At 68.9% G+C, this 22,522-nt stretch carries 19 protein-coding genes and 2 pseudogenes; 12 read left to right on the top strand and 9 right to left on the bottom strand.

From position 1 onward, the window contains the following. The first annotated feature begins 1 nt into the window (after position 1). The 4 genes from narJ (at position 2) to moaA (ending at position 3,421) form a co-directional block, all read left to right on the top strand. Positions 2-739 (top strand): nitrate reductase molybdenum cofactor assembly chaperone, encoded by a 738-nt coding sequence (gene narJ / locus CHC02_RS00460; RefSeq protein ID WP_089389555.1) that lies wholly within the window; start codon positions 2-4, stop codon positions 737-739. 2 nt (positions 740-741) lie between these two features. Further along, on the top strand, positions 742-1,428 hold the full coding sequence (narI, locus tag CHC02_RS00455) for a respiratory nitrate reductase subunit gamma (RefSeq protein WP_089389554.1): 687 nt from the start codon (positions 742-744) through the stop codon (positions 1,426-1,428). 66 nt (positions 1,429-1,494) lie between these two features. Further along, positions 1,495-2,313, top strand: a complete 819-nt coding sequence (locus CHC02_RS00450; RefSeq protein WP_089389553.1) for a peptidylprolyl isomerase — start codon at positions 1,495-1,497, stop codon at positions 2,311-2,313. Between the two features lie 118 nt (positions 2,314-2,431). After that, complete coding sequence (gene moaA / locus CHC02_RS00445; protein ID WP_089389552.1) at positions 2,432-3,421, top strand: GTP 3',8-cyclase MoaA; 990 nt, start codon at positions 2,432-2,434, stop codon at positions 3,419-3,421. A 331-nt stretch (positions 3,422-3,752) separates the two neighbouring features. Here the strand turns inward: moaA and CHC02_RS00440 are convergent, their stop codons facing one another. From CHC02_RS00440 to CHC02_RS00415, 7 genes and pseudogenes are all read right to left on the bottom strand, one after another. After that, positions 3,753-3,983 carry a hypothetical protein gene (locus CHC02_RS00440; protein WP_009616111.1) on the bottom strand — a complete coding sequence of 77 codons (231 nt, stop codon included), beginning with the start codon at positions 3,981-3,983 and terminating at the stop codon, positions 3,753-3,755. A 494-nt stretch (positions 3,984-4,477) separates the two neighbouring features. Next, entirely contained in the window at positions 4,478-5,620 is a 1,143-nt protein-coding gene (locus CHC02_RS00435) for an NAD(P)/FAD-dependent oxidoreductase (RefSeq protein ID WP_089389551.1), read from the bottom strand. Between the two features lie 416 nt (positions 5,621-6,036). Further along, positions 6,037-6,543 (bottom strand): annotated as a pseudogene (locus CHC02_RS30885) (methyl-accepting chemotaxis protein); the annotation flags it as partial. A 612-nt stretch (positions 6,544-7,155) separates the two neighbouring features. After that, a pseudogene (locus CHC02_RS30880) lies at positions 7,156-7,926 on the bottom strand (cache domain-containing protein); the annotation flags it as partial. A 391-nt stretch (positions 7,927-8,317) separates the two neighbouring features. Continuing rightward, a complete protein-coding gene (gene rhlB, locus CHC02_RS00425; protein WP_089389549.1) occupies positions 8,318-9,871 on the bottom strand; it encodes an ATP-dependent RNA helicase RhlB in 1,554 nt (517 codons plus the stop codon). Between the two features lie 104 nt (positions 9,872-9,975). Next, a complete protein-coding gene (locus CHC02_RS00420; protein WP_089389548.1) occupies positions 9,976-10,914 on the bottom strand; it encodes a GGDEF domain-containing protein in 939 nt (312 codons plus the stop codon). 246 nt (positions 10,915-11,160) lie between these two features. Further along, positions 11,161-11,814 (bottom strand): alpha/beta hydrolase, encoded by a 654-nt coding sequence (locus CHC02_RS00415; RefSeq protein WP_089389547.1) that lies wholly within the window; start codon positions 11,812-11,814, stop codon positions 11,161-11,163. A 469-nt stretch (positions 11,815-12,283) separates the two neighbouring features. Between CHC02_RS00415 and CHC02_RS00410 the strand changes: the two genes are divergently transcribed. The 8 genes from CHC02_RS00410 (at position 12,284) to CHC02_RS00375 (ending at position 19,787) form a co-directional block, all read left to right on the top strand. Next, the gene (locus tag CHC02_RS00410) at positions 12,284-13,312 is read left to right on the top strand and encodes an amino acid ABC transporter substrate-binding protein (RefSeq protein WP_089389546.1); all 1,029 of its coding nucleotides are present in this window, start codon (positions 12,284-12,286) and stop codon (positions 13,310-13,312) included. Positions 13,313-13,430: 118 nt separating this feature from the next. Beyond that, positions 13,431-14,615 (top strand): amino acid ABC transporter permease, encoded by a 1,185-nt coding sequence (locus CHC02_RS00405; RefSeq protein WP_089389545.1) that lies wholly within the window; start codon positions 13,431-13,433, stop codon positions 14,613-14,615. A 9-nt stretch (positions 14,616-14,624) separates the two neighbouring features. Beyond that, positions 14,625-15,722, top strand: a complete 1,098-nt coding sequence (locus CHC02_RS00400) for an amino acid ABC transporter permease (RefSeq protein WP_089389544.1) — start codon at positions 14,625-14,627, stop codon at positions 15,720-15,722. 12 nt (positions 15,723-15,734) lie between these two features. Beyond that, positions 15,735-16,508: an amino acid ABC transporter ATP-binding protein gene (locus CHC02_RS00395; RefSeq protein WP_089389543.1), complete on the top strand. Its 774-nt coding sequence runs from the start codon at positions 15,735-15,737 to the stop codon at positions 16,506-16,508. A 261-nt stretch (positions 16,509-16,769) separates the two neighbouring features. Next, positions 16,770-17,486 (top strand): phosphatidylcholine synthase, encoded by a 717-nt coding sequence (pcsA, locus tag CHC02_RS00390; RefSeq protein ID WP_089389542.1) that lies wholly within the window; start codon positions 16,770-16,772, stop codon positions 17,484-17,486. A gap of 296 nt (positions 17,487-17,782) precedes the next feature. Next, the gene (locus CHC02_RS00385; protein ID WP_089389541.1) at positions 17,783-18,481 is read left to right on the top strand and encodes a glutathione S-transferase family protein; all 699 of its coding nucleotides are present in this window, start codon (positions 17,783-17,785) and stop codon (positions 18,479-18,481) included. Further along, on the top strand, positions 18,478-18,777 hold the full coding sequence (locus tag CHC02_RS00380) for a GIY-YIG nuclease family protein (RefSeq protein WP_089389540.1): 300 nt from the start codon (positions 18,478-18,480) through the stop codon (positions 18,775-18,777). The genes CHC02_RS00385 and CHC02_RS00380 overlap by 4 nt, the downstream gene beginning before the upstream one ends. Positions 18,778-18,851: 74 nt before the next feature. Then, positions 18,852-19,787 carry a glutathione S-transferase family protein gene (locus CHC02_RS00375; protein WP_089389539.1) on the top strand — a complete coding sequence of 312 codons (936 nt, stop codon included), beginning with the start codon at positions 18,852-18,854 and terminating at the stop codon, positions 19,785-19,787. A 223-nt stretch (positions 19,788-20,010) separates the two neighbouring features. Here CHC02_RS00375 and yejK read toward each other — a convergent pair whose 3' ends face one another. Both yejK and CHC02_RS00365 read right to left on the bottom strand, forming a co-directional pair. Beyond that, complete coding sequence (yejK, locus tag CHC02_RS00370; protein ID WP_058487353.1) at positions 20,011-21,015, bottom strand: nucleoid-associated protein YejK; 1,005 nt, start codon at positions 21,013-21,015, stop codon at positions 20,011-20,013. A 64-nt stretch (positions 21,016-21,079) separates the two neighbouring features. Continuing rightward, the gene (locus CHC02_RS00365; RefSeq protein ID WP_089389538.1) at positions 21,080-22,447 is read right to left on the bottom strand and encodes a TAXI family TRAP transporter solute-binding subunit; all 1,368 of its coding nucleotides are present in this window, start codon (positions 22,445-22,447) and stop codon (positions 21,080-21,082) included. Positions 22,448-22,522 lie beyond the last annotated feature (75 nt).

Here is a 22,522-nt window from a genome sequence, read left to right as displayed (position 1 = left end):
CATGAACAGCCACAGCCATAGCCAACTGCTCAAGCTCTGCGCACTGCTGCTGGACTACCCGCGGCCGGAAGTGCGCGAGGAAAACCTGGCGCTGCACGCGCTGATCCGCACCTGCGACCTGCCCGAGGCGCAGCGCGACGGCCTCGCCGCGCTGCTCAACGAACTGTGCCAGGGCGACCTGCTGGACGTGCAGGCGCGCTACGACGGCCTGTTCGAACGCGGCCGCTCGGTCTCGCTGCTGCTCTTCGAGCACGTCCACGGCGAGTCCCGCGACCGCGGCCAGGCCATGGTCGACCTGCTGCACCGCTACAACGCCGCGGGCCTGGCCATCCACGTCAACGAGCTGCCGGACTACCTGCCGCTGTACCTGGAGTTCCTCGCCCTGCAGGACGCCGAGGGCGCGCGCGTCGGCCTGGCCGAGGTGGCGCACATCCTCGCCCTGCTGGCGGCGCGCCTGGACGAGCGCGGCAGTGCCTACGCGGCGGTGTTCCACGGCCTGCTGGAACTCTCCGGCGAGCGCCCGGACCTGGCCGCGCTGCACCGCGACTGCGAGCAGGAGGCTCGCGACGACAGCCTGGAGGCGCTGGACAAGGCTTGGGAGGAAACCCAGGTGAGCTTCAGTGAGCCCGCCGCCGGCTGCCCGTCGAACCCGCGGCAGCCCTCCAGCGCCCTCGAACAACCCCTGCAATGGGTCGCCCAGCCGGTGCCGCCGCGCCGGGTGGCCAGCCAAGGAGCCTGATCATGTCGTTGAATACCCTGCTGTTCGGGGTCTACCCCTACGTCGCCCTGCTCATCTGCCTGGTGGGCAGCTGGGCGCGCTTCGACCTCTCGCAATACACCTGGAAGGCCGGCTCCAGCCAGATGCTGAGCAAGAAGGGCATGCGCGTGTACAGCAACCTGTTCCACGTGGGCGTGCTGTTCATCCTCGCCGGCCACTTCGTCGGCCTGCTGACCCCCCACGCCGTCTACGAGCACGTCATCAGCACCGAGCACAAGCAACTGCTGGCGATGGTCTCCGGCGGCTTCTTCGGCGTGCTCTGCTTCATCGGCCTGACCGGGCTGATCCTGCGCCGCCTGACCGATGCGCGGGTGCGCGCCACCGGCAACGCCTCGGACCTGATGATCCTGCTGGTGCTCTATGCCCAGCTGATCCTCGGCCTCTCCACCATAGTCGCCTCCACCCACCACCTGGACGGCTCGGTGATGGTCATGCTGGCCGACTGGGCGCAGTCCGTCGTCACCCTGCAGCCGCTGGCCGCGGCCGAGGCCATCGCCCCGGTGTCGCTGGTCTACAAGCTGCACGTGATGCTCGGCCTGACGCTGTTCGTGCTGTTCCCCTTCACCCGCCTGGTGCACATCGTCAGCGCCCCGGTGTGGTACCTGGGCCGCCGCTACCAGGTGGTCCGCCAGAAGCGCCGCGTGGCCTGACCGCCGCGCCAACCCTTAGGGCGGATGGCCGTTCGCGGTCATCCGCCGCCCCCGAAGGTGATCCAGATGAGTTGCTCCCACTACGAGAACCGTGTCGAACACGTCGAACTGCCGAAGCTCGCGGTCAACGGCGTCGCCATCGACGAAAGCGAACTGGCCCGCGAACTCCAGTACCACCCCGCCACCAGCCACGCCGAGGCACTGCAGGGTGCCTGCCGCGCGCTGGTGGTGCGCCAGCTGCTGCTGCAGCGCGCCGACGCGCTGGGCCTGAGCGCCGAGGCGGAGGAGGGCGAGGCGCCCGAGGAAGCCCGCATCCGCGCCCTGGTCGACCGTGAGGTCGGCACACCCGAAGCCGACGAAGCCAGCTGCCGGCAATGGTACGAGGCCAACCCCGGCCGCCTGACCAGCCCCTGGCGCATGAGCCTGCGCCACGTCCTGCTGGCCTGTGCCCCGGACGACCTGGAAGGCCGCGCCAAGGCCCGCGAACAGGCGCTGGCGCTGCTGGCCGAGCTGCGCGAACACCCCGAGCGCTTCGCCGAGAAAGCCATGCGCTTCTCCGCCTGCCCGTCGAAGGACGAAGGCGGCGACCTGGGCTGGATCGAGCCCGGCCAGACCGTGCCCGAGTTCGAGAAGCGCCTGCTGCGCGAAACCCCCGGCCTGCTGGCCCAGCCCCTGGAAAGCCGCTACGGCCTGCACGTGGTGGAACTGCTGGCGCGCGAAGGCGGCGAGCCGCTGCCCTTCGCCGAGGCCCGCCCGCGCATCGCCGCCTACCTGCGCGCCCAGGTGCTGCAGCGCGCGGTCAGCCAGTACATCGCCGTGCTGGCCGGCGAGGCGCGCATCGAGGGCTTCGCCTTCGACGGCGCGGATTCGCCGCTGGTGCAGTGATCGCCGGTTGGCAGCGGACCGTATCGCTGCAGAGGACAGCCCCCTCTCCCTTCAGGGAGAGGGCTGGGGAGAGGGGGAAATCATCCGCCTTCTCCAAGGCATCAAGCGGAGCACACCCATGTCCCCCTGGATCGACGGCCAAGGCCGCAAGATCGACTACCTGCGCCTGTCGGTGACCGACCGCTGCGACTTCCGCTGCGTCTACTGCATGGCCGAGAACATGCGCTTCCTGCCGCGCCAGCAGGTGCTGACCCTGGAGGAGATCGAGCGCGTGGCCCGGCTGTTCGTCGCCGGCGGCGTGCGCAAGCTGCGCCTCACCGGCGGCGAGCCGCTGGTGCGCCCCGGCATCGTCGGCCACTGCGAACGCCTGGCCGCGCTGCCGGGCCTGCGCGAGCTGTGCATGACCAGCAACGGCTCGCAGCTCGGCCGCTACGCCCGCGACCTGCGCGCTGCGGGCCTGGCGCGCCTGAACATCAGCCTCGACACCCTGGACGCGCAGCGCTTCCAGGCCATCACCCGCACCGGCCGCCTCGACCAGGTGCTGCGCGGCATAGATGCGGCGCAGGCGGCGGGCTTCGCCGGCATCAAGCTCAACTGCGTGGTGATGAAGGGCCGCAACGCCGACGAGGTGCCGGCCCTGGTGGACTACGCCATCGCCCACGAACTGGACATCAGCTTCATCGAGGAAATGCCCCTGGGCCAGGTCGGCCGCGACCGCGAGGAGAGCTTCTGCTCCAGCGACGAGGTGCGCGCGCTGATCGCCGAACGCCACGAACTGCTGGACAGCGCCGAGCACAGCGGCGGCCCGGCCCGCTACGTGCGCCTGGCGCAGCACCCGCGCACGCGCATCGGCTTCATCTCGCCGCACTCGCACAACTTCTGCGCCACCTGCAACCGCCTGCGCCTGACCGCCGAGGGTCGCCTGCTGCTGTGCCTGGGCCACGAGAACTCCCTGGACCTGCGCGGTCTGCTGCGCCGCCACCCGCTGCACGATGGGCCGATCCTCGACGCCCTGCACGCCGCCCTGCAGCGCAAGCCCGCCCGCCATGAGTTCAGCGCCGGCGGCGAGGTACAGGTACTGCGCTTCATGAACCTCAGCGGCGGCTGAGCCAAGGTACGACCTCTTCGTCGGATGGGTTGAGCGAAGCGATACCCATCACCCCGGCCAGATGGGTATCGCAAGCTCAACCCATCCTACGGTCGTACTTTTCCGTCCCCCAAAGAAAAGGCCCCGGCGAAATGAGCGGTTCGCTGGGGCCTGGGCGCATGTCTGCGCTGGATACCGTGGTTGGAAAGGCAGATCATCTCGTCTGGCGGTCCCTCCATATGGCTGTCGTTGCAAGTCAGACTAGGCCAGCGCCGGGGCACTGGCATCCCTCGTAGGGGGTAGTCCGCCCGGGGCGAAAGAGAGTGCGGCGGCGTTATCCGCCGCCTGGCGTTCAGCGCGGGTTGCTGGAGGAGCCGCCGCCGAACAGGCCGCCGAAGATGCTGTTGACCAGGCCGAACAGGCCACCGACGATCGGCAGGTTCTGCAGCACGTTGAACACGCCGCCCAGCAGGCCGCCGGACTGCGAGCCGGAAGTGCCGAACAGGTCGCCCAGCATGCCGAAGAGGAAGCCGCCGGCTACCTGGTCGATTTCGTTTTCGTTGAGTACTTTCAGATCATTCATGGCTGTTTCTCGCAAGCAGGAAAGGGATCGGCCCGGGATGGGCCGACCCGCATTCTCCCGGCCACCGCGCAGGCGGGCTATTCGGGATGGGCGCGCCGGACGGTGGGAAACGTCCGGTGTGCGCGGACATGGCCACGCGGAAGGGACTGTCTTCGCGTGCCCGCGTACGGTGCTTGCCGGCGGCTGTGTGTGCCAGGCTGGCTCCGCTCCCTCACCCCGGCCCTCTCCCAGAGGGAGAGGGGGCCGCCCGGCGTCGGCGGGGAGTCTGGCGTCAACCTGCAGGAGCGAGCTTGCTCGCGAATGGTGCTTGCCGGTGGCGGCTGTGTGTCAGGTTGACTCCGTCCCCTCTCCCCAGCCCTCTCCCTGAAGGGAGAGGGGGCCGTTCGGCGTGGGCGGGAAGTTCGGCGTCAACCTGTAGGAGCGGGCCCTGCCCGCGAATCGCGCGCAGGGGAATGCCACGGCTGGTGTGGCGTAGGGCGGATAACCGTTCGCGGTTATCCGCCGCTTGACCTCGGCTTGAGCCGCGCCGGAGCCAGCCCATCCGCACTCAGCCCATGGCGCACCAGCACCTCGGGCAGCTCATCAGCACGGATCAGCGCGGCGCTGGCCTGGCCCATGGCCGCCGAGGTCTGGATGCCGTAGCCGCCCTGGCCGGTGACCCAGTAGAAGCCGGGCGCCTGCGGGTCGTAGCCGGACACCAGGTCGCCGTCGGCGACGAACGAGCGCAGCCCGGCCCAGGTGTGGCTGGGGCGGCGGATGGCGAGGGTGGTGTGTTCCTCGATGCGGTGGATGCCCAGGGCGATGTCCAGCTCCTCAGGCTGCACGTCGTGGGGCTCCACCGCGTCGGCGTTGGCCGGCGAGCCGAGCAGCAGGCCGGCGTCGGGCTTGAAGTAGAAGGATTCGTCCAGGCTCACCAGCACCGGCCAGGCGTGGCTGTCCACACCCTCTGGCGGGGCGAAGAGGAAGGCCGCGCGGCGCTTGGGCTGCAGGCCCAGCGGGGCGACCCCGGCGAGTGCCGCCAGGCGGTCGCACCAGGCGCCGGCGGCGTTGACCAGCACTGGCGCGCGGTAGCGCTGCCGGGCCGTGCGCACCTCCCACTGGCCGTCGACGTAGGCCGCGGCGAGTACCTCGCTGTCGAACTGCACGCTGCCGCCGTTGCGGCGAATGCCCCGCAGGTAGCCCTGCAGCAGGGCGTCGGTGTCGATGTCGGCGGCGGTGGGGTCGAACATCGCGCCATGGACCTTCTCGCGGCGCAGCACCGGGACCATGGCGCAGGCCTCGTCGGCGTCCAGCAGGCGCGTCTCCGGCACGCTGGCGCGGGCGCTGTCGAACTGGCGGCGCAGTTCCTCGGGGGCCCCTTCGAAGTCCACGGTCAGCTCGCCGCGCGGGGTGAGGATGGGGTGCTCGGCGAAGCCCTCGGGCGGGGCGTCGAAGAAGGCCCGGCTGGCGGCGGTCAGCGCGCGCACCTGGGGCGTGCCGTAGGCCACGGTGTACAGCGCCGCCGAGCGGCCGGTGGAATGGTAGCCGGCATGGGATTCGCGTTCGAGCACGGCGACCTTGCCGTGGGGCGCGAGGAAGTAGCCGGTGGAGGCGCCGGCGATGCCGGCGCCGATGATCAGGAAGTCGACCTCGGTCATGGATGTCTCCGCGTCAGGCGGGTGGCAGCGGGTGGGGGAAGAGCGATGGGCATGCCGGGGCTCCGGGATGGATGATTTTTCCATTCTGGAGTTTTGCGTGTGGGGGCGGCAAGGATGGAGGGCTCTGGCGCTGAGGTTTGGCGTCAACTTGTAGGATCGAGCTTGCCGGTGGCTGCTGTGTTTCGGGTTGAGTCCGCTCCCTCTCCCCAGCCCTCTCCCTGAAGGGAGAGGGGGCTTGTCCGTGCCGAGAGGAGGAATGGTTTCAGCCGGAAATCACTGAGGCTGCCGGCTAACTCCAGAATACCCGGTTCTGCCCAACGGTCCCCTCTCCCTTCAGGGAGAGGGTTAGGGAGAGGGAAAGGCGCTGAACCAACCCGCCGACATTTCCGGTGAGTGCCGTTCGCGAGCAAAAGCCTTCAGAGCTGAAACTGCGCCACCAACGCCTCCTGGCTCCCAGCCACCTTGCGCAGGTGCTCGCCGCAGTCGCGGGTGTGCGCGGCGGTCTTGCGGTTTTCCGCGGTCATGTCGCTCAGGCGGTGCATGTGCTGGTTCACTTCCTGGGTGGTGGCGGCCTGCTGCTCGGCCGCCGCGGCGATCTGGAAGGCCATGGCGTGCACGCCCTGCAGGGACTGGTCGAGGGCGCCGAGGGAGTCCAGCACCGCCTGGGTGTCGTGCTCCAGGGTATGGGCCTGTTCGGTGGCGCCGCCCATGCTGGCCTGGGCCTGGCTGGAGGAGTCGCCGAGGGCGCCGACTATGGTGACGATCTCGTCGGTGGCGCTGCGGGTGCGCTGGGCCAGGCTGCGCACTTCGTCCGCCACCACGGCGAAGCCGCGGCCGGCGTCGCCGGCGCGGGCGGCCTCGATGGCGGCGTTGAGGGCCAGCAGGTTGGTCTGCTCGGCGATGGAGCGGATCACCTCCAGCACCGAGTTGATCTGCTGGCTGTCGCCGGCCAGGGCCTGCACCACCCGGTCGGCGTCGCGCAGGCCGGCGAGCAGTTGGTCCTGGCGGCCGATCATGCGCTGCAGGGTGCCCTGCATGGTCACGAAGGCCTCGCGCGCGGCAGCGCTACCGTCGGCGCTGCGGCTGGCGCTGCCAGCGATTTCCTGGACGGTGGCGGCCATCTGGTCGACGGCGCTGACCACCATCTCCAGGGCTTCCTGCTGCTGGTCCAGGTGGCTGCTGGTGCGCCCGGCGGCGTCGAGGATGTCGCCGCTGGCGTCGCCCACCGCCTCGCTGGCCTGGCGCAGGCGCTCCACCACCTGGCGCCAGGCCGCGGCCATCTCGTGCAGGGCCTGCATCAGGCCGCTGGCGGCCTCGCTGCCGCCGGCCAGGCGCAGTTCGCCGCTGGCCAGGCGCTGGGCCAGGGCCGCCATGCTCGCCGGCTCGCCGCCCAGCGGGCGCATCACGCTGCGGCTGACCAGCCAGGTGCCGGCGGCCACGCCGGCGAGGGTCAGCAGGCCCAGCACCAGCATCTGCCACATCAGCTTGCGCACCGGGGCGAAGGCCTGGCCCTGGTCCATTTCCGCCACCAGCGCCCAGTGCAGGCCGTCGAGGTTCAGCGGCACGAAGGACTTCAGCGCCGTCTCGCCGCTCAGGCCGGTCTCGGTCAGGCGCCCCTGCTCGCCGGCCAGGGCCTTCTCGCTGGCCTGGCCGGGGAGGGCGGCGGGGGTGTCGCCGGCACGGCGCACGTGGTGCTCGGCGAAGCGCACCGAATCCGAGCGCAGGCGCCCGTCGCCGCCCACCAGGTAGGTCTCGCCGGCCTCGCCCAGGCCCTGGCGGCTCTGCATCACGTCGTTGATCGCCTTCAGCGGCAGTTCCAGCACCAGCAGCAGCTGCAGCTTGTCGTGGTCCTTGATCGGCGCGGCCAGCCACTGCACCGGCTGCTTGTCGTCCAGGGCCGGCTCCAGGTCGCTGATGCTCGCCTTGCCGCTGGCCAGCGCGCCGCGGACGAAGCGGCCGAAGGGCGTGTCGCGCCATTGCGGGGCGTTCATGTCCTGCTGGTAGTCGGCGCCGCGGCCGAGGCTGAAGACCACGCTGCCGTCGCTGGCCACCAGGCGCAGCTCGCGGTAGCCGAAGGTCCTGGTGAAGTTCTCGAACACCGGGCGGTCGTAGTTGGCGGTGGTCACCAGCGCCTCGCTCTCCAGCCCCGCGTAGTTGGCGCCGAGGTTGCCGGCCAGGCTGCTGAGCTGGTCGTGGCGGGCCTGCCAGGCGTCCATCAGCTGCCGCTGCTTGATGCTGGCCACCGCCTCCAGGGCGTTCAGGCTCTGCTCTTCGAGGGCGCGGCTGGCCTGGTGGTAGACCACCATGGCCATGACCAGCACCGGGATGAGGCCGATCAGCAGGAAACTCAGGGCAAGCTTGGCGCGCAAGGGCATGGGCGGGATTCCGAAGGTCTGGAGGGCGTTGTAAAAAATTCTGCAAGAAGCGTGCAAATTTATTTACGAACGTAAACAAAATCGATCAGGTCGTTCGTTTATCTGCTCAGCCGGGCACCCGCGGCCCAGGCAGGACGATGGCCGGGTGCCATTGTTGGCGGGGCGAAGGGGGGGCGTCGTCCCGGCGGGCCCGGCAGGAAACGAGGGGCGCCATGCACCGCCCGGGTGCGTCACCGCGGGCGCCCGGCGTCACCGGGCGTAACGCCGGCGGAAACGAAAAAGGCGAAGCCTCGCGGCTTCGCCTTTCGTCATCGCGCCGGCCTCAGTGCTTGCGCGGTACCGGCTTGAGCAGCTCGGTGGGCGGCATCTCGCAGGTGATCTTGCGGCCCAGCAGTTCCTCGATCGGCGGCAGGGCGAAGGCGTCGTCCTCGCCGGCGAAGCTGATGGAGGTGCCGGTGGAGCCTGCGCGGCCGGTGCGGCCGATGCGGTGCACGTAGTCGTCCGGGTCTTCCGGCAGGGTGAAGTTGATCACGTGGCTGATGGCTTCGACGTGGATGCCGCGGCCGGCCACGTCGGTGGCCACCAGTACGCGGATCTTGCCTTCGCGGAAGCCTTCCAGGACCTTGATGCGCTTGTGCTGCGGCACGTCGCCGGACATCTGCGCGGCGCTGATGCCGTCCTTGGTCAGGCGTTCCTCGATGCGCCGGACCTCGTCCTTGCGGTTGGCGAAGACCATCACCCGGGTCCAGTCGTTCTGCGCGATGAGGTTGTACAGCAGCTTGTACTTGTCGCTGCCGGCCACGGCGTAGACGTGCTGCTCGACGGTGTCGCTGGCGACGTTCTCCGGCTCGATCTCGACGATGGCCGGGTCCACGGTCCACTGCTTGGCCAGGTTCATCACGTCGTCGGTGAAGGTGGCGGAGAACAGCAGGGTCTGGCGCTCGCCCTTGTACGGGGTCTGGCGGATGATCTGGCGGACTTGGGGGATGAAGCCCATGTCGAGCATGCGGTCGGCCTCGTCCAGCACCATCACCTCGACCATGTCCAGGTGCACCTCGCCGCGCTGGTTGAAGTCCAGCAGGCGGCCGGGGGTGGCCACGAGGATGTCGCAGTAGCGCGACTCGAGGGTCTTGAGCTGCTTGTCGAAGTCCATGCCGCCGACGAAGCTCATGACGTTCAGGCCGGTGTACTTGGCCAGGCCCACGGCGTCCTTGGCGATCTGCACCACCAGCTCGCGGGTCGGCGCGATGATCAGCGCGCGCGGCTCGCCCATGTAGCGTTCCTTGGGCGGCGGCGTCTGCAGCAGCTGGGTGATGATCGAGATGAGGAACGCGGCGGTCTTGCCGGTGCCGGTCTGGGCGCGGCCGATGGCGTCCTGGCCCCTGAGGGTGAAGCCCAGCACCTGCGCCTGGATCGGCGTGCAGTAGGGGAAGCCGAGGTCGTGGATGGCGTGCATCAGCCGCGGGTCGAGGTTGAAGTCGTGGAAGCGCGTCTTGCCTTCGGCCGGCTCGACCACGAAGTCTTCCAGCTTCCAGTTGTCCACCACGGGCGCCTTGGGCTTGCGCTCGCGGCGCGGGCGCTCGGTCTTCTCGGCCTTCTCGCGCGGCGGCTTGTCGGCGCGCTCGGCCTTGTCCGGGCGGTCGCCGCGGTCCTGGCGTTCGTTTTTGTCCTGGCGTTCGCCGCGCGGCTTGTCGGCCTTGGGCGGGCGCGGCGGCTTGTCGTTGCGCTCGCCTTCGGGGCGAGGTGCGCGCGGCTTGCGCGGGCGCTGTTCGCCGTCCTGGCTGGCGGCTGCGGGGGAGGAGGGGGCGGGGGTGGGCGTTGCGGCGGGCGCTTGGCCCTCGCCCTTGCCGAAGATTTTCTTGAGTGCCTTGAGCACGGTGATCTCGTAGTGGTTAAGGATTGAACGGCCGCCAGTGTAAAGCAAGTTGCCAGCCAGGCGAAATCCGTGCGCCGCCGGTGCCGGCCAAAGCTTGCCGTGGATCAGCCACAGAGGCGGTTGCGGCCGTGCTGCTTGGCCCGGTACAGGGCCTCGTCGGCGCGCCGCAGCAGGCCCTGCAGGCTCTCCTGCAGGTGCATCTCGGCCACGCCGAGGGACACGGTGACGCCGGGCAGGGCGCCCAGCGGGGAATAGAAGGAGTCGATCTGCTCCAGGCTCATGCGCAGGCGCTCGCCGATGGCGCGGGCCTCGTCCAGGCTCACCTCCGGCAGCAGGATGACGAATTCCTCGCCGCCGAAGCGCGCCATGCTGTCCTTGGGCCGCAGCTGGCTGCGCAGGGTGTGGGCCACCAGGCACAGGGCGTAGTCGCCAGCCAGGTGGCCGTGGCGGTCGTTGTAGTCCTTGAAGTGGTCGACATCCAGCATGAGCATCGCCAGCGGCTGCTCGTTGAATGCGCAGCGGGTGCTCTCGCGGTCGTAGACGTGCTCCAGCCAGCGCCGGTTGAACAGCCCGGTGAGGGTGTCGATGTTGGCGTTCTGCTCGGTGTTGAGGATGATCCGGTTGCCCTGGCGCACCCGCGCGCAGAGCATCTCCAGCAGGTTCTGCATCAGCTGCGGGGAGTGCTCGAACAGGCTCAGCAGCGCCTCGCGGTGCAGGCGCAGCACGCGGGTGGCCTCGGTGGCCACCACGTAGGCCGACGGGTGGTCATGGTCGATGAAGCTGATTTCCCCGGCGCAGTCGCCGCTGCCCAGGGTGGATACCGGGGAATTGTCCAGCGAGCCGAGGTAGACCTTGAGCTGGCCTTCGAGCACCAGGTAGAGGAAGTGGTTGCGGTTGAAGGGCGAAAGCAGCACCTCGCCGGCCTCCAGCTCCAGCGCGCGGAATTCGTTGAGCAGCCGCTGCAAGGCGGTTCCGGCGACGTTCTGGAACAGCCGCAGGTGGCGCAACTGCTGGATATCCTGCTGCCACTGGGTCGGCTTCATGGCTGAGGGGGCTTTCGACAGGTTCCGCTGAGGGGCACGACGACTCTCCGTAGTCTGGTTCGTCCTTCGGGAACTTCAGTATTAATGACTTTTGCGTACTGGCAATTCGCTGGCCGGCTGGACCGACCAGCGGTCGGCCCACCCGGACGAGGTCCCTTCCAAGCGCCCGGAGCGCATCACACAGAGGCCCCGGACGCGTGCCCGGGCCCTGGCGGAAGGTGCCGCGCCGGCATCGGCCGGCGGGCGTCACAGGCGCTCGCGCAGCCAGGCGCCGATGTCGGCGATCTCCTGGTTGCTCACTTCGTGGGCCATGGGGTAGTCGCGCCACTGCGCGGCCACGCCCTGGCCGTGGAGGAAGTCGTAGGCGGCGCGGCCCATGGCGGGCGCCACCACGTCGTCGTAGGTGCCGTGCAGGCACAGCGCCGGCTGCCGTTGCTTCGCCTCCGGCAGCCGCAGGTCGTCGCCGAACGTCGGGCCGTAGGTGGAGAGCGCCATCACCCCGCCCAGCTCGCCCGGCCAGCGCAGGTAGCCGGTGTGCAGCGCCACCGCGCCGCCCTGGGAGAAGCCGGCCAGGACGATGCGCTGCTGCGCGATGCCCTGGGCCAGTTGTTCCTCGATCAGCGCGATCACCGCGTCCGCCGAGGCCTCGAGCTGCGCCTCGTCGATGGCCCGGGCCGGCGCCATGGCCTTGATGTCGTACCAGCTGGGCACCGGCATGCCGTTGAACACCGTCACCGGGCGGGTGGGCGCCTGGGGCAGGATGAAGCGGGTGCGCGGCAATATCGTCTGCAGCATGCGCGCCACCGGCTCGAAGTCGTAACGGTCGGCACCCAGGCCGTGCAACCAAATGACGCACGCGTCGGCCGGCTGGGTGGGTTCGAGTAGCAGGGGTTGGCTCATCGGGGGCTCCAGGATGGGGCATGTGCGCCGCAAAGGCGCGCACACCGGAAGAAGGATCGGCGATTCTGCGAAAAGGATGTCGCTTTGCCATAACTTATCGACTTGACCTTCGCCGAAACGGGGGGCTGGACGCATTCTGGTACGGCCCTTGCTAACTCAGGCACCAGGCTGCGATCCGTCCCGCCGGCGTAACACTCTATCCGACCCCCATCCGGAAACCAGTGCCGTCGGCGGGGCGGGCAGCCCATTGAGCAGGCCGCCGAGGTGAGGGCGGCCCCCGCAATGCGTCCGGCTCGCGTCATCCGCGAGCGGGCAGCCTGGGCGGTGGCGCGGGACGTATCCGCAGAGCCGGCTAGACTGACCTAAGGTTTCCACTTCGATGCAAGGTCCGGAGCAGACCTTGCGATCGCCTCACGAGGGCGAGTGGGCCGGGACTCCAACACGAATAAAAGCAAACTGGAGGTGATCGATGAAGATGGTGAAATCCACACTGGCGGTGCTGACCGCCCTGAGCGTTCTCGGGCTCAGCGGCATGGCCCAGGCCGGCGCCACCCTGGACGCGGTGAAGAAGAAAGGCTTCGTGCAGTGCGGCATCAGCGACGGCCTGCCGGGCTTCTCCTATGCCGACTCCAAGGGCGCCTACAAGGGCATCGACGTGGACGTCTGCCATGGCATAGCCGCGGCGGTCTTCGGTGACGCCAGCAAGGTCAAGTTCACCCCGCTGACCGCCAAGGAGCGCTTCACCGCGCTGCAGTCCGGCGAGATCGACGTGCTCTCGCGCAACACCACCTGGACCAGTTCCCGCGACAGCGCCATGGGCCTGAACTTCGCCGGCGTGACCTACTACGACGGCCAGGGCTTCCTGGTGAACAAGAAACTCGGCGTGAGCAGCGCCAAGGAGCTGGACGGCGCCACCGTGTGCATCCAGGCCGGCACCACCACCGAGCTGAACCTGTCCGACTACTTCCGTTCGAACAACCTCAAGTACACCCCCATCACCTACGACACCTCCGACGAGAGCGCCAAGTCGCTGGAGTCCGGGCGTTGCGACGTGCTCACCTCCGACCAGTCGCAGCTCTACGCGCAGCGCATCAAGCTGGGCAAGCCGGACGACTACGTGGTGCTGCCGGAAGTGATCTCCAAGGAGCCCCTCGGCCCGGCTGTGCGCCAGGGTGACGAGGAATGGTTCGACATCGTCCGCTGGACGCTGTTCGCCATGCTCAACGCCGAGGAGCTGGGGATCGACTCGAAGAACGTCGAGCAGATGGCCAAGTCCTCGAAGAACCCCGACATCAACCGCCTGCTGGGCACCGAGGGCGACTACGGCAAGGACCTGAAGCTGCCGAAGGACTGGGCGGTGCAGATCGTCAAGCAGGTCGGCAACTACGCCGAGATCTTCGAGCGCAACGTCGGCGAAGGCAGCGAGCTGAAGATCAAGCGCGGCCTCAATGCCCTGTGGAACAAGGGTGGTCTGCAGTACGCACCGCCGGTGCGCTGACCTCCCACGGCCCGCGCCCGGATCCTGGGCGCGGGCGCTGTTTCGAACGACGTGAGGTCCCCCGCGCGGTCACGGGCGTAGCCCCGTGCCCGCGTGGGCGGCCTGCGAGAGGGCTTACATGCAGAACTCCGTCAAAGCCCAGCGTCCCCGCGGCCTGTCGCTCAGCGACCCGGCCGTGCGTGCCTGGGCCTTCCAGATCATCGCCGTCGTCGCCGTGGTGGCGTTCGGCTGGTTCCTCTTCGACAACACCCAGACCAACCTCGCCCACCGCGGCATCCAGTCCGGCTTCGGCTTCCTGAACAACAGCGCCGGCTTCGGCATCTCCCAGCACCTGATCGACTACACCGAGTCCGACACCTACGGGCGGGTGTTCTTCGTCGGCCTGCTCAACACCCTGCTGGTGACCGTGATCGGCATCGTCCTGGCGACCATCATCGGCTTCATCCTCGGCGTGGCCAGGCTGTCGCCGAACTGGCTGATCCGCAAGATCGCCACGGTGTACATCGAGACCTTCCGCAACATCCCGCCGCTGCTGCAGATCTTCTTCTGGTACTTCGCCGTGCTCGCGCAACTGCCCGGGCCGCGGCAGAGCCTCAGCGTCGGCGGCCTGCTGTTCTTCAACAACCGCGGCATGCAGATGCCGGCGCCGGTGGCCACCGAGGCGATGCCGGCGTTCCTCATCGCCATCCTCCTGGCCATCGTCGCCTGGGCGGTGCTCTGGCGCTGGGCCAAGGTGCGCCGGCACGCCACCGGCAAGACCTTCCCGGTGTTCCTCACGGGCCTGGCCACGCTGGTCGTGCTGCCGGCGCTGACCATCCTGGTGGCCGGCGTGCCGGTGCACTGGGACGTGCCGGTGCTGCAGGGCTTCAACTTCCGCGGCGGCTGGGTGGTGATCCCGGAGCTGGTGTCCATCGTCCTGGCGCTGTCGATCTACACCGCCGCCTTCATCGGCGAGACGGTGCGCGCCGGCATCCAGGCGGTCAGCCACGGCCAGACCGAGGCCGCCGGCTCCCTGGGCCTGCGCCCGGGGCAGACGCTGCGGCTGATCATCATCCCGCAGGCGCTGCGGGTGATAGTGCCGCCGCTGACCAGCCAGTACCTGAACCTGGCGAAGAACTCCTCGCTGGCCGCGGGCATCGGCTACCCGGACATGGTCTCGCTGTTCGCCGGCACCGTGCTCAACCAGACCGGCCAGGCCATCGAGACCATGGCCATCACCATGAGCGTGTACCTGGCCATCAGCCTCAGCATCTCGCTGCTGATGAACTGGTACAACAAGCGCATCGCGCTGATCGAACGCTAGGGGGCAGCCATGGCAAACCATACCTTCAAGCCCGATCTGCCGCCGCCGGCGCTCAGCGTCGGGGCCATCGGCTGGCTGCGCGCCAATCTGTTCTCCAGCTGGCTCAACACCCTGCTGACCCTGGCCGGGCTCTACGTCATCTGGCTGATCGTCCCGCCGCTGCTGGAATGGGCCGTGTTCAAGGCCGACTGGGTCGGCGAGAGCCGCGCCGACTGCAGCCGCGAGGGCGCCTGCTGGGTGTTCATCAGCACCCGCATCGGCCAGTACATGTACGGCTTCTACCCCGAGGCGCTGCGCTGGCGGGTGGACCTCAACGTGCTGCTGGTGGTGGTCGGCGCCGCGCCGCTGTTCCTGCGCCAGTTCCAGCACAAGCTCAAGTACGGCCTGGCCTACCTGCTGGCGCTGCCGCTGGTGTCCTACTGGCTGCTGCACGGCGGCTTCCTCGGCCTGGACAACGTGCCCACCAGCCAGTGGGGCGGCCTGATGCTGACCGTGGTGATCGCCGCGGTGGGCATCGCTGGCGCCCTGCCGCTGGGCATCCTGCTGGCCCTGGGGCGGCGTTCGAAGATGCCGGCGATCAAGGTCCTGTGCGTCACCACCATCGAGTTCTGGCGCGGCGTGCCGCTGATCACCGTGCTGTTCATGTCCTCGGTGATGCTGCCGCTGTTCCTGCCCGAGGGCATGAACCTCGACAAGCTGCTGCGGGCCATGGTGATGGTGGTGCTGTTCGAGGCCGCCTACATCGCCGAGGTGGTCCGCGGCGGCATGCAGGCCATCCCCAAGGGCCAGTACGAGGCGGCTGCGGCCATGGGCCTGGGCTACTGGCGGATGATGGGCCTGGTGATCCTGCCCCAGGCCCTGAAGCTGGTGATCCCCGGCATCGTCAACACCTTCATCGCGCTGTTCAAGGACACCAGCCTGGTGATCATCATCGGCCTGTTCGACTTCCTCAACAGCATCAAGCGCGCCACCGCGGACCCGGCCTGGCTGGGCATGTCCACCGAGGGCTACGTGTTCGCCGCGCTGGTCTACTGGATCTTCTGTTTCGGCATGTCCCGCTACTCCATGCACCTGGAGCGCAAGCTGGACACCGGCCACAAGCGTTAGGAGTTCGTCATCATGTCTGAAGCCAGCAACAAGACCGTCCCGGCCATCGGCGATCACGTGATGATCGAGATGAAGGGCGTGAACAAGTGGTACGGCCAGTTCCACGTGCTCAAGGACATCAACCTCACCGTCCGCCAGGGCGAGCGCATCGTCCTCTGCGGGCCGTCGGGCTCGGGCAAGTCCACCACCATCCGCTGCATCAACCGCCTGGAGGAGCACCAGCAGGGCAGCATCGTCGTCGACGGCACCGAGCTGACCAACGACCTCAAGCAGATCGAGGCGATCCGCAGCGAGGTCGGCATGGTGTTCCAGCACTTCAACCTGTTCCCGCACCTGACCGTGCTGCAGAACTGCATCCTGGCGCCGATGTGGGTGCGCAAGATGCCCAAGCGCGAAGCCGAGGAAGTGGCCATGCACTACCTGGAGCGGGTGCGCATCCCCGAGCAGGCCGGCAAGTTCCCCGGGCAGCTCTCCGGCGGCCAGCAGCAGCGCGTGGCCATCGCCCGCGCGCTGTGCATGAAGCCGAAGATCATGCTGTTCGACGAACCTACCTCGGCGCTCGACCCGGAGATGGTCAAGGAAGTGCTGGACACCATGATCGGCCTGGCGCAGAGCGGCATGACCATGCTCTGCGTGACCCACGAGATGGGCTTCGCCCGCACCGTGGCGAACCGGGTGATCTTCATGGACAAGGGCGAGATCGTCGAGCAGGCGCCGCCGGACCAGTTCTTCGACAACCCGCAGTCCGATCGCACCAAGCTGTTCCTCAGCCAGATCATCCACTGAGCCTGCGCGGCGCGGCCCCCGCGGGCCGCGCCGCATTCCTGGCGTCCTAAAGCCGTCGCAAAGCCCTCCTACGCTCGTCAGCGCCCTTGGCGCTGCGGGTGCGCTTCGGCGTATCCTGGCCTTTTCCGCGCCCACCAAGGCCGGCCGGCTGAACTCGGCCATCGGATCGGTGTTCCGATACCCAGGAGCACCCTGTGGAAACCCATGGATGGGCTATACGTTGAAGTAGCTCGCACTGCCGCCTGACAGAAGAGAAGCGCCGTGAACCTGACCCTCACCCCGTTGAACCTGAGCAAAGCCAAGGCCTGGAGCGCCCATGCGGTGACGGCCAGCGGCGTCATCCTGGCCCTGCTGGCGCTGCTCGCGCTGGTCGACAACCGCCCGCAGGCCTGCCTGCTGTGGCTGGGCGTGGCCCTGCTGGTGGACGGCCTGGACGGCACCCTGGCGCGCAAGTTCGACGTCAAGGCGGTGCTGCCGCACTTCGACGGCTCCACCCTGGACCTGGTGATCGACTACCTCACCTACGTGTTCATCCCGGCGATCTTCATCTACCGCTACGTGCCGCTGCCGGTGCACAGCGAGCTGGCCATCGTCGGCGTCATCCTGGTGTCCTCGCTGTTCTGCTTCTGCAACGTGAACATGAAGAGCAAGGACAACTACTTCGTCGGCTTCCCCGCGGCCTGGAACGTGGTGGCGGTGTACTTCTTCGTCCTCGGCCCCGGCCCCTGGGTGAGCCTGGTCACGGTGCTGGTGCTGGCCGCCCTGACGCTGACGCGGATGAAGTTCCTGCACCCCTTCCGGGTGCGCCAGTTCATGCCGCTGAACATCGCGGTGACCTTCGTCTGGATGTTCAGCAGCGCCCTGCTGATCCTCCAGCAGCCGGTGGACCAGACCTGGCTGCTGTGGCTGTGGTTCGCGGCCTCGGCGTATTTCATCGGGGTGTGTGTCTGGCGGACGGCGATGGAGTGGTTCAGCTGAGGCAGGACGGGTGTTCGTGTAGGAGCGAGCCGGTAACCACTGTTCGCGAGCAAGAACCAGGCGTCCCCCTCGCTCCTACGAAAGGCCATGCCCGCCCGCACCGTAGGAGCGCCCCGGCGCACGCCCACCTCCGAGCCCACCTGTAGGAGCGCGCCCTGCGCGCGATTCGCGGGCAGGGCCCGCCCCTACGGAGCCATCCCGCAAGCTCTGTCATGTCTGATAGCACTCCGACAGGGCTCGCCGCGGCGCCTGGCATGCGCTTAAATGTCAGGCGAGCCCGCGCAGGAAGCCCCGCCATGATCACCCTGTTCCAGTTCCCCCCGGCCTTCAATGTGCCCAACGTCAGCCCCTTCTGCCTGAAGCTGGAGACCTTCCTGCGCCTGTCCGGGCTGGAATACCAGGTGCAGCACGTGACGGACCCGCGCAAGGGGCCCAAGGGCAAGCTGCCCTTCGTCAAGGTCGAGGGGCAGACCGTCGCCGACAGCGAGATCATCATCCACGACCTGCAGCAGCGCTTCGCCCTGGACCTGGACGCCGGCCTCGATGCCCGCGGCCGGGGCTGGGCGGTGTCGATCACGCGGCTGTGCGACGAGCACCTGGCGCCGCTGCTGGTGTACTTCCGCTGGCTGGAGGCGGACGGCTGGCGGCAGGTCGCCCCGGTGCTGCTGCGCGGCGTGCCCGGCCCGGTGCGGCCGCTGGTGGGGGCGCTGATCCGTCGCAAGATCCGCGGCGAGATGCGCGGCCGCGGGCTGACCGCCCACAGCCGCGAGGAACTGCTGAGCTTCGCCCGCCAGGACCTCGACGCCCTCGACGGCATGCTCGGCGACCTGCCGTACTTCGGCGGCGCCCAGCCCTGCAGCGCCGATGCCGCGGCCTATGGGATACTCGCCAACCTGGTCCTCAGCACCCTGGAAACCCCCCTGAACCACATGGCGCGCGAATACGAGCGGCTGGTCGGCTACTGCGAGCGCATGCAGCAGCGGGTCTGGACATGAGCCTGGCCGAGCCCAAGCCCTGGTTCGTCTACCTGGTGCGCGCCGCCAACGGCGCGCTCTACTGCGGCATCAGCGACGACCCGCAGCGGCGCTTCGAGGCGCACTGCAGCGGGCGCGGCGCGCGCTTCTTCCATTCCAGCCCGGCGCAGGCGCTGGTCTACGTCGAGGCCTGCGCCGGCAAGGGCGAGGCGCTGCGCCGCGAGCGCGCGATCAAGGCCCTGGGCAAGCCGGCCAAGGAGCGCCTGGTGCTGGCCGGCGCGGCCCTGGCCATCAGCGCGGCGGATAGCCCGCCATAGTTTCGAACGGGTAGGACCGCGCACCGCGGCGGGGTAAGCTGGAAAGCCCTCAACGCCGGCCAACGGAGCCCCGCATGTCCGAGCTGATCCTGCACCACTACCCGACTTCCCCCTTCGCCGAGAAGGCCCGCCTGCTGCTGGGCTTCAAGCAGCTGTCGTGGCGCTCGGTGCTGATCCCGCCGATCATGCCCAAGCCGGACCTGATGGCGCTCACCGGCGGCTACCGCAAGACCCCGGTGCTGCAGGTGGGCGCCGACGTCTACTGCGACACCGCGCTGATCGCCCGCCGCCTGGAGCAGGAAAAGGCCACCCCGGCGCTGTTCCCCGAAGGCCAGGAGTTCACCGTCGCGGCCTTCGCCGCCTGGGCCGACTCGGTGCTGTTCCAGCACGGCGTGAGCCTGGTGTTCCAGCCCGAATCCATCGCCGTGCGCTTCGGCAAGCTGCCGCCGGAATTCCTCAAGGCCTTCGTCGCCGACCGCAGCCAGCTGTTCAGCGGCGGCAGCGCCGCGCGCCTGCCGGCCGAGCAGGCGCGCCAGCAGTGGCCGGTGTTCATGGCGCGGCTGGAGCAGCAGCTGGCGCGGGAGGAGGGAGACTTCCTGTTCGGCGAGCCGTCCCTGGCGGACTTCGCCGTGGCCCACGTGCTCTGGTTCGTCAAGGCCACCCCGGTGACCGCGCCGCTGGTGGACGCCTACCCCGCGGTGCAGGCCTGGCTGGGCCGGGTGCTCGGCTTCGGCCATGGCGCGTCGAGCGAGATGAGCAGCGAGGATGCCATCGCCGTGGCCCGCGACAGCCAGCCGGCGGTGCTGCCGGACGAACCCTTCGCCGATCCCGAGGGCCTGCAGGCCGGCCAGCGGGTGGCCATCGCGGCGACCGACTACGGCGTCGACCCGGTGGAAGGGGAATTGCTGCACCTGGGCAGTGAGGAGCTGATCCTGCGCCGCGAGGACCCGCGCGCCGGGGTGGTGCACGTGCATTTCCCGCGGGTGGGGTTCCGCATCGAGGCGCGTTGAGCCGCGCACGGGCCCGGCCCATCGCGGACGGAGTCCGCTCCTACGACCATGCTTCCCGGTAACGTAGGAGCGGGCCCTGCCCGCGAATCGCGCGCAGGGCGCGCTCCTACAGGTGGGACAGCGGTGGCGGGGTAGGACTCTGTCCGCGATTCGCGCGCAGGGGCAAGGGCAATCCGTAGGGCGCATAACCGTTCGCGGTTATCCGCCGTATGGGTTGGTGCGGTTACTTGCGGCGCTTGAGCTGGTCGTGCAGCTGCGTCGGCAGGCCGCGGATGATCAGCATGTCGCGCTCCTCGTCGTATTCCACCTTGCTGCCCAGCAGGTGCGCCTCGAAGCTGATCGACAGGCCCTCGGCGCGGCCGGTGAAGCGGCGGAACTGGTTGAGGGTGCGCTTGTCCGCGGGGATTTCCGGGGCCAGGCCGTAGTCCTTGTTGCGGATGTAGTCGTAGAAGGCCCGCGGCGCCTGGTCGTCCATCAGCTCGGAAAGCGCGTCCAGGGCCATCGGCTCGCCCAGGCGGGCCTGGCTGGTGGCGTAGTCGACCAGGGTGTCGGTCTTCTCGCGGGCCTGCTCTTCGGGCAGGTCCTCGCTTTCCACGTAGTCGCTGAAGGCCTTGAGCAGGGTGCGCGTCTCGCTGGGGGCGTCGACGCCTTCCTGGCAGCCGATGAAGTCGCGGAAGTAGTCCGAGACCTTCTTGCCGCCCTTGCCCTTGATGAATGAGATGTACTGCTTGGAAGCCTTGTTGTTGCGCCATTCCGAGCAGTTGATCCGCGCCGCCATGTGCAGCTGGCCGAGGTCCAGGTGGCGCGAGGGCGCCACTTCCAGGTTCTCGGTCACCGCCACGCCTTCGCTGTGGTGCAGCAGGGCGATGCTCAGGTAGTCGGTCATGCCCTGCTGGTAGTGGCAGAACAGCACGTGGCCGCCGGTGGAGAGGTTGGACTCCTCCATCAGGCTCTTCAGGTGCTCCACGGCCTGGCGGCTGAAGGCGACGAAATCCTTGCCGCCGTCCAGGTACTCGGCCAGCCAGCCGCTGAACGGGTAGGCGCCGGATTCCTCCTGGAACAGGCCCCAGGCCTTGTTCGGCTTGGCGTTGTAGCTTTCGTTGAGGTCGGCCATGAGGTTCTCGATGGCCTGGGAGTCGCCCAGTTCGGCGTCGCGCGCGTGCAGCGTGGCGGGGTTGCCGTCGGGCTTCTTGTCGATCAGGTGGACGATGGCGTGACGAATCGGCATCTCGGGCTCGGCTCTGGACGATGGTGGCAAAGCCGCCAGTTTACCCGAGCGCGGCGCGCCACGCTCACCCAGCCTTGTCCAGCGGCGCCTCGCCGTCGCGTTCGCGGCGGTTGCGGCGCAGCTGGCGCAGGCGGCGGATCACGTAGTTCAGGTGCAGGTGCAGCTCGTACAGCTCGTTGTAGTACGACAGCGGCACCTCCACCCGCGCCAGTTCGGCCTCCAGTTGCTCCAGGCGCTCGATCTCGCGGCTGAGTTCCGCGACGCCGGTGCGCTCGTCCAGGCGCCGGTCGATCTCCCGCAGGTAGCGGTACCAGCGGTAGATGCGCGCGCGGATGCGCCAGCGGTACAGCGGGCCGATGGACTTGAACAGCGGGATGAGGATGGCGATGAAGGGGATCAGCAGGATGATGTAGCGGTCCGCCAGGGAGGCGATGCGGAACGGCAGGAAGCGCTGCAGCAGCGGCAGGCCGCTCTTGTAGTAGCGCTCGGCGTCCTCGGCCAGGCGCAGGGTGCGCGGCTCGGCGGCGGGGAAGGCGCCGGGGGCGTCGAGCAGGCTGCCCTGGCGCATCACCTGGCGCGCGGCCTCGAGGACCAGCGGCGTCAACGCCGGGTGGAAGCGCTCGTTGACCACCAGGGTGGCCACCGGCGACAGGGTGGTCAGGTTGCGGTGCGGCACGTCGTGCGCCAGGTTCAGCAGGCCTTCGCCCACCTCCAGGCGCTTGAGGAAGCGCAGGCGCGCCTCGTAGGCGCCGGCGCGGCGGAAGCCGGCCAGCAGCAGTTGCTCGCTGGCGGCCAGGCGCTGGATCAGCGGGTTCTCCGCCGGGCCGACGAAGAAGGCGGCGTCCAGGCTGCCGGCCAGCAGGGCGTCGGCGGCGCTGTCGCCGCCGCTGGCCTGCCAGCCCGCCGGGTGCTGCTCCTGGCTGATGCCGTTGGCCTGCAGGATGGCCGCGGTGATCGCCTCGGTGCCGCTGCCGCGGGTGCCCAGGGCCACGCGCAGGGGCAGCAGGTCGGCGATGCGGTCGATGTGCACGTCGCGGCGCTGGAACAGCCACAGCGGTTCCTGGAACATGGCGCCGAGGGTCTGCAGGCGCTGCCGCTGCGCGGCGTCGATCTGGCGTTCCTGGCCGCTCTGCACCAGGGCGATGTCCACGCCGCTGCGCTCGTCCAGCAGCAGGTCCATGTTCTGCCGCGAGCCGGCGCTGGGCACCAGCTTCAGCTCGAAGCCCTGCTCGGCCAGTTCGGCCCGCAGCTTTTCGCCGAAGGCCGCGTAGCCGCCGTCGGCGGCGCCGGTGGCGAGGGTGGCGGTCATCGGCGGCGGCGGCGCGACGAAGTAGAAGACCGCGGCCACCAGCGCCGCCAGCACCGGCACTATCCACAGGTTGGCGCGCACCAGGATGGCGAGGTCGCGGAGCATGTTGAGCAGGCGTTGCATGGTCTGATTCCCGGCCGGGGTTCCTTCAGGATAGCCAGCCCGGCGCGGGCGCACCGCGGAAGCGGGTATCATCGC

The sequence above is a fragment of the Pseudomonas delhiensis genome (genome assembly GCF_900187975.1).
In the GTDB taxonomy this organism is placed as follows: domain Bacteria; phylum Pseudomonadota; class Gammaproteobacteria; order Pseudomonadales; family Pseudomonadaceae; genus Pseudomonas; species Pseudomonas delhiensis.
Note: the sequence above shows the minus strand (reverse complement) of the source record. Positions and strands in the feature narration are given on the sequence as shown.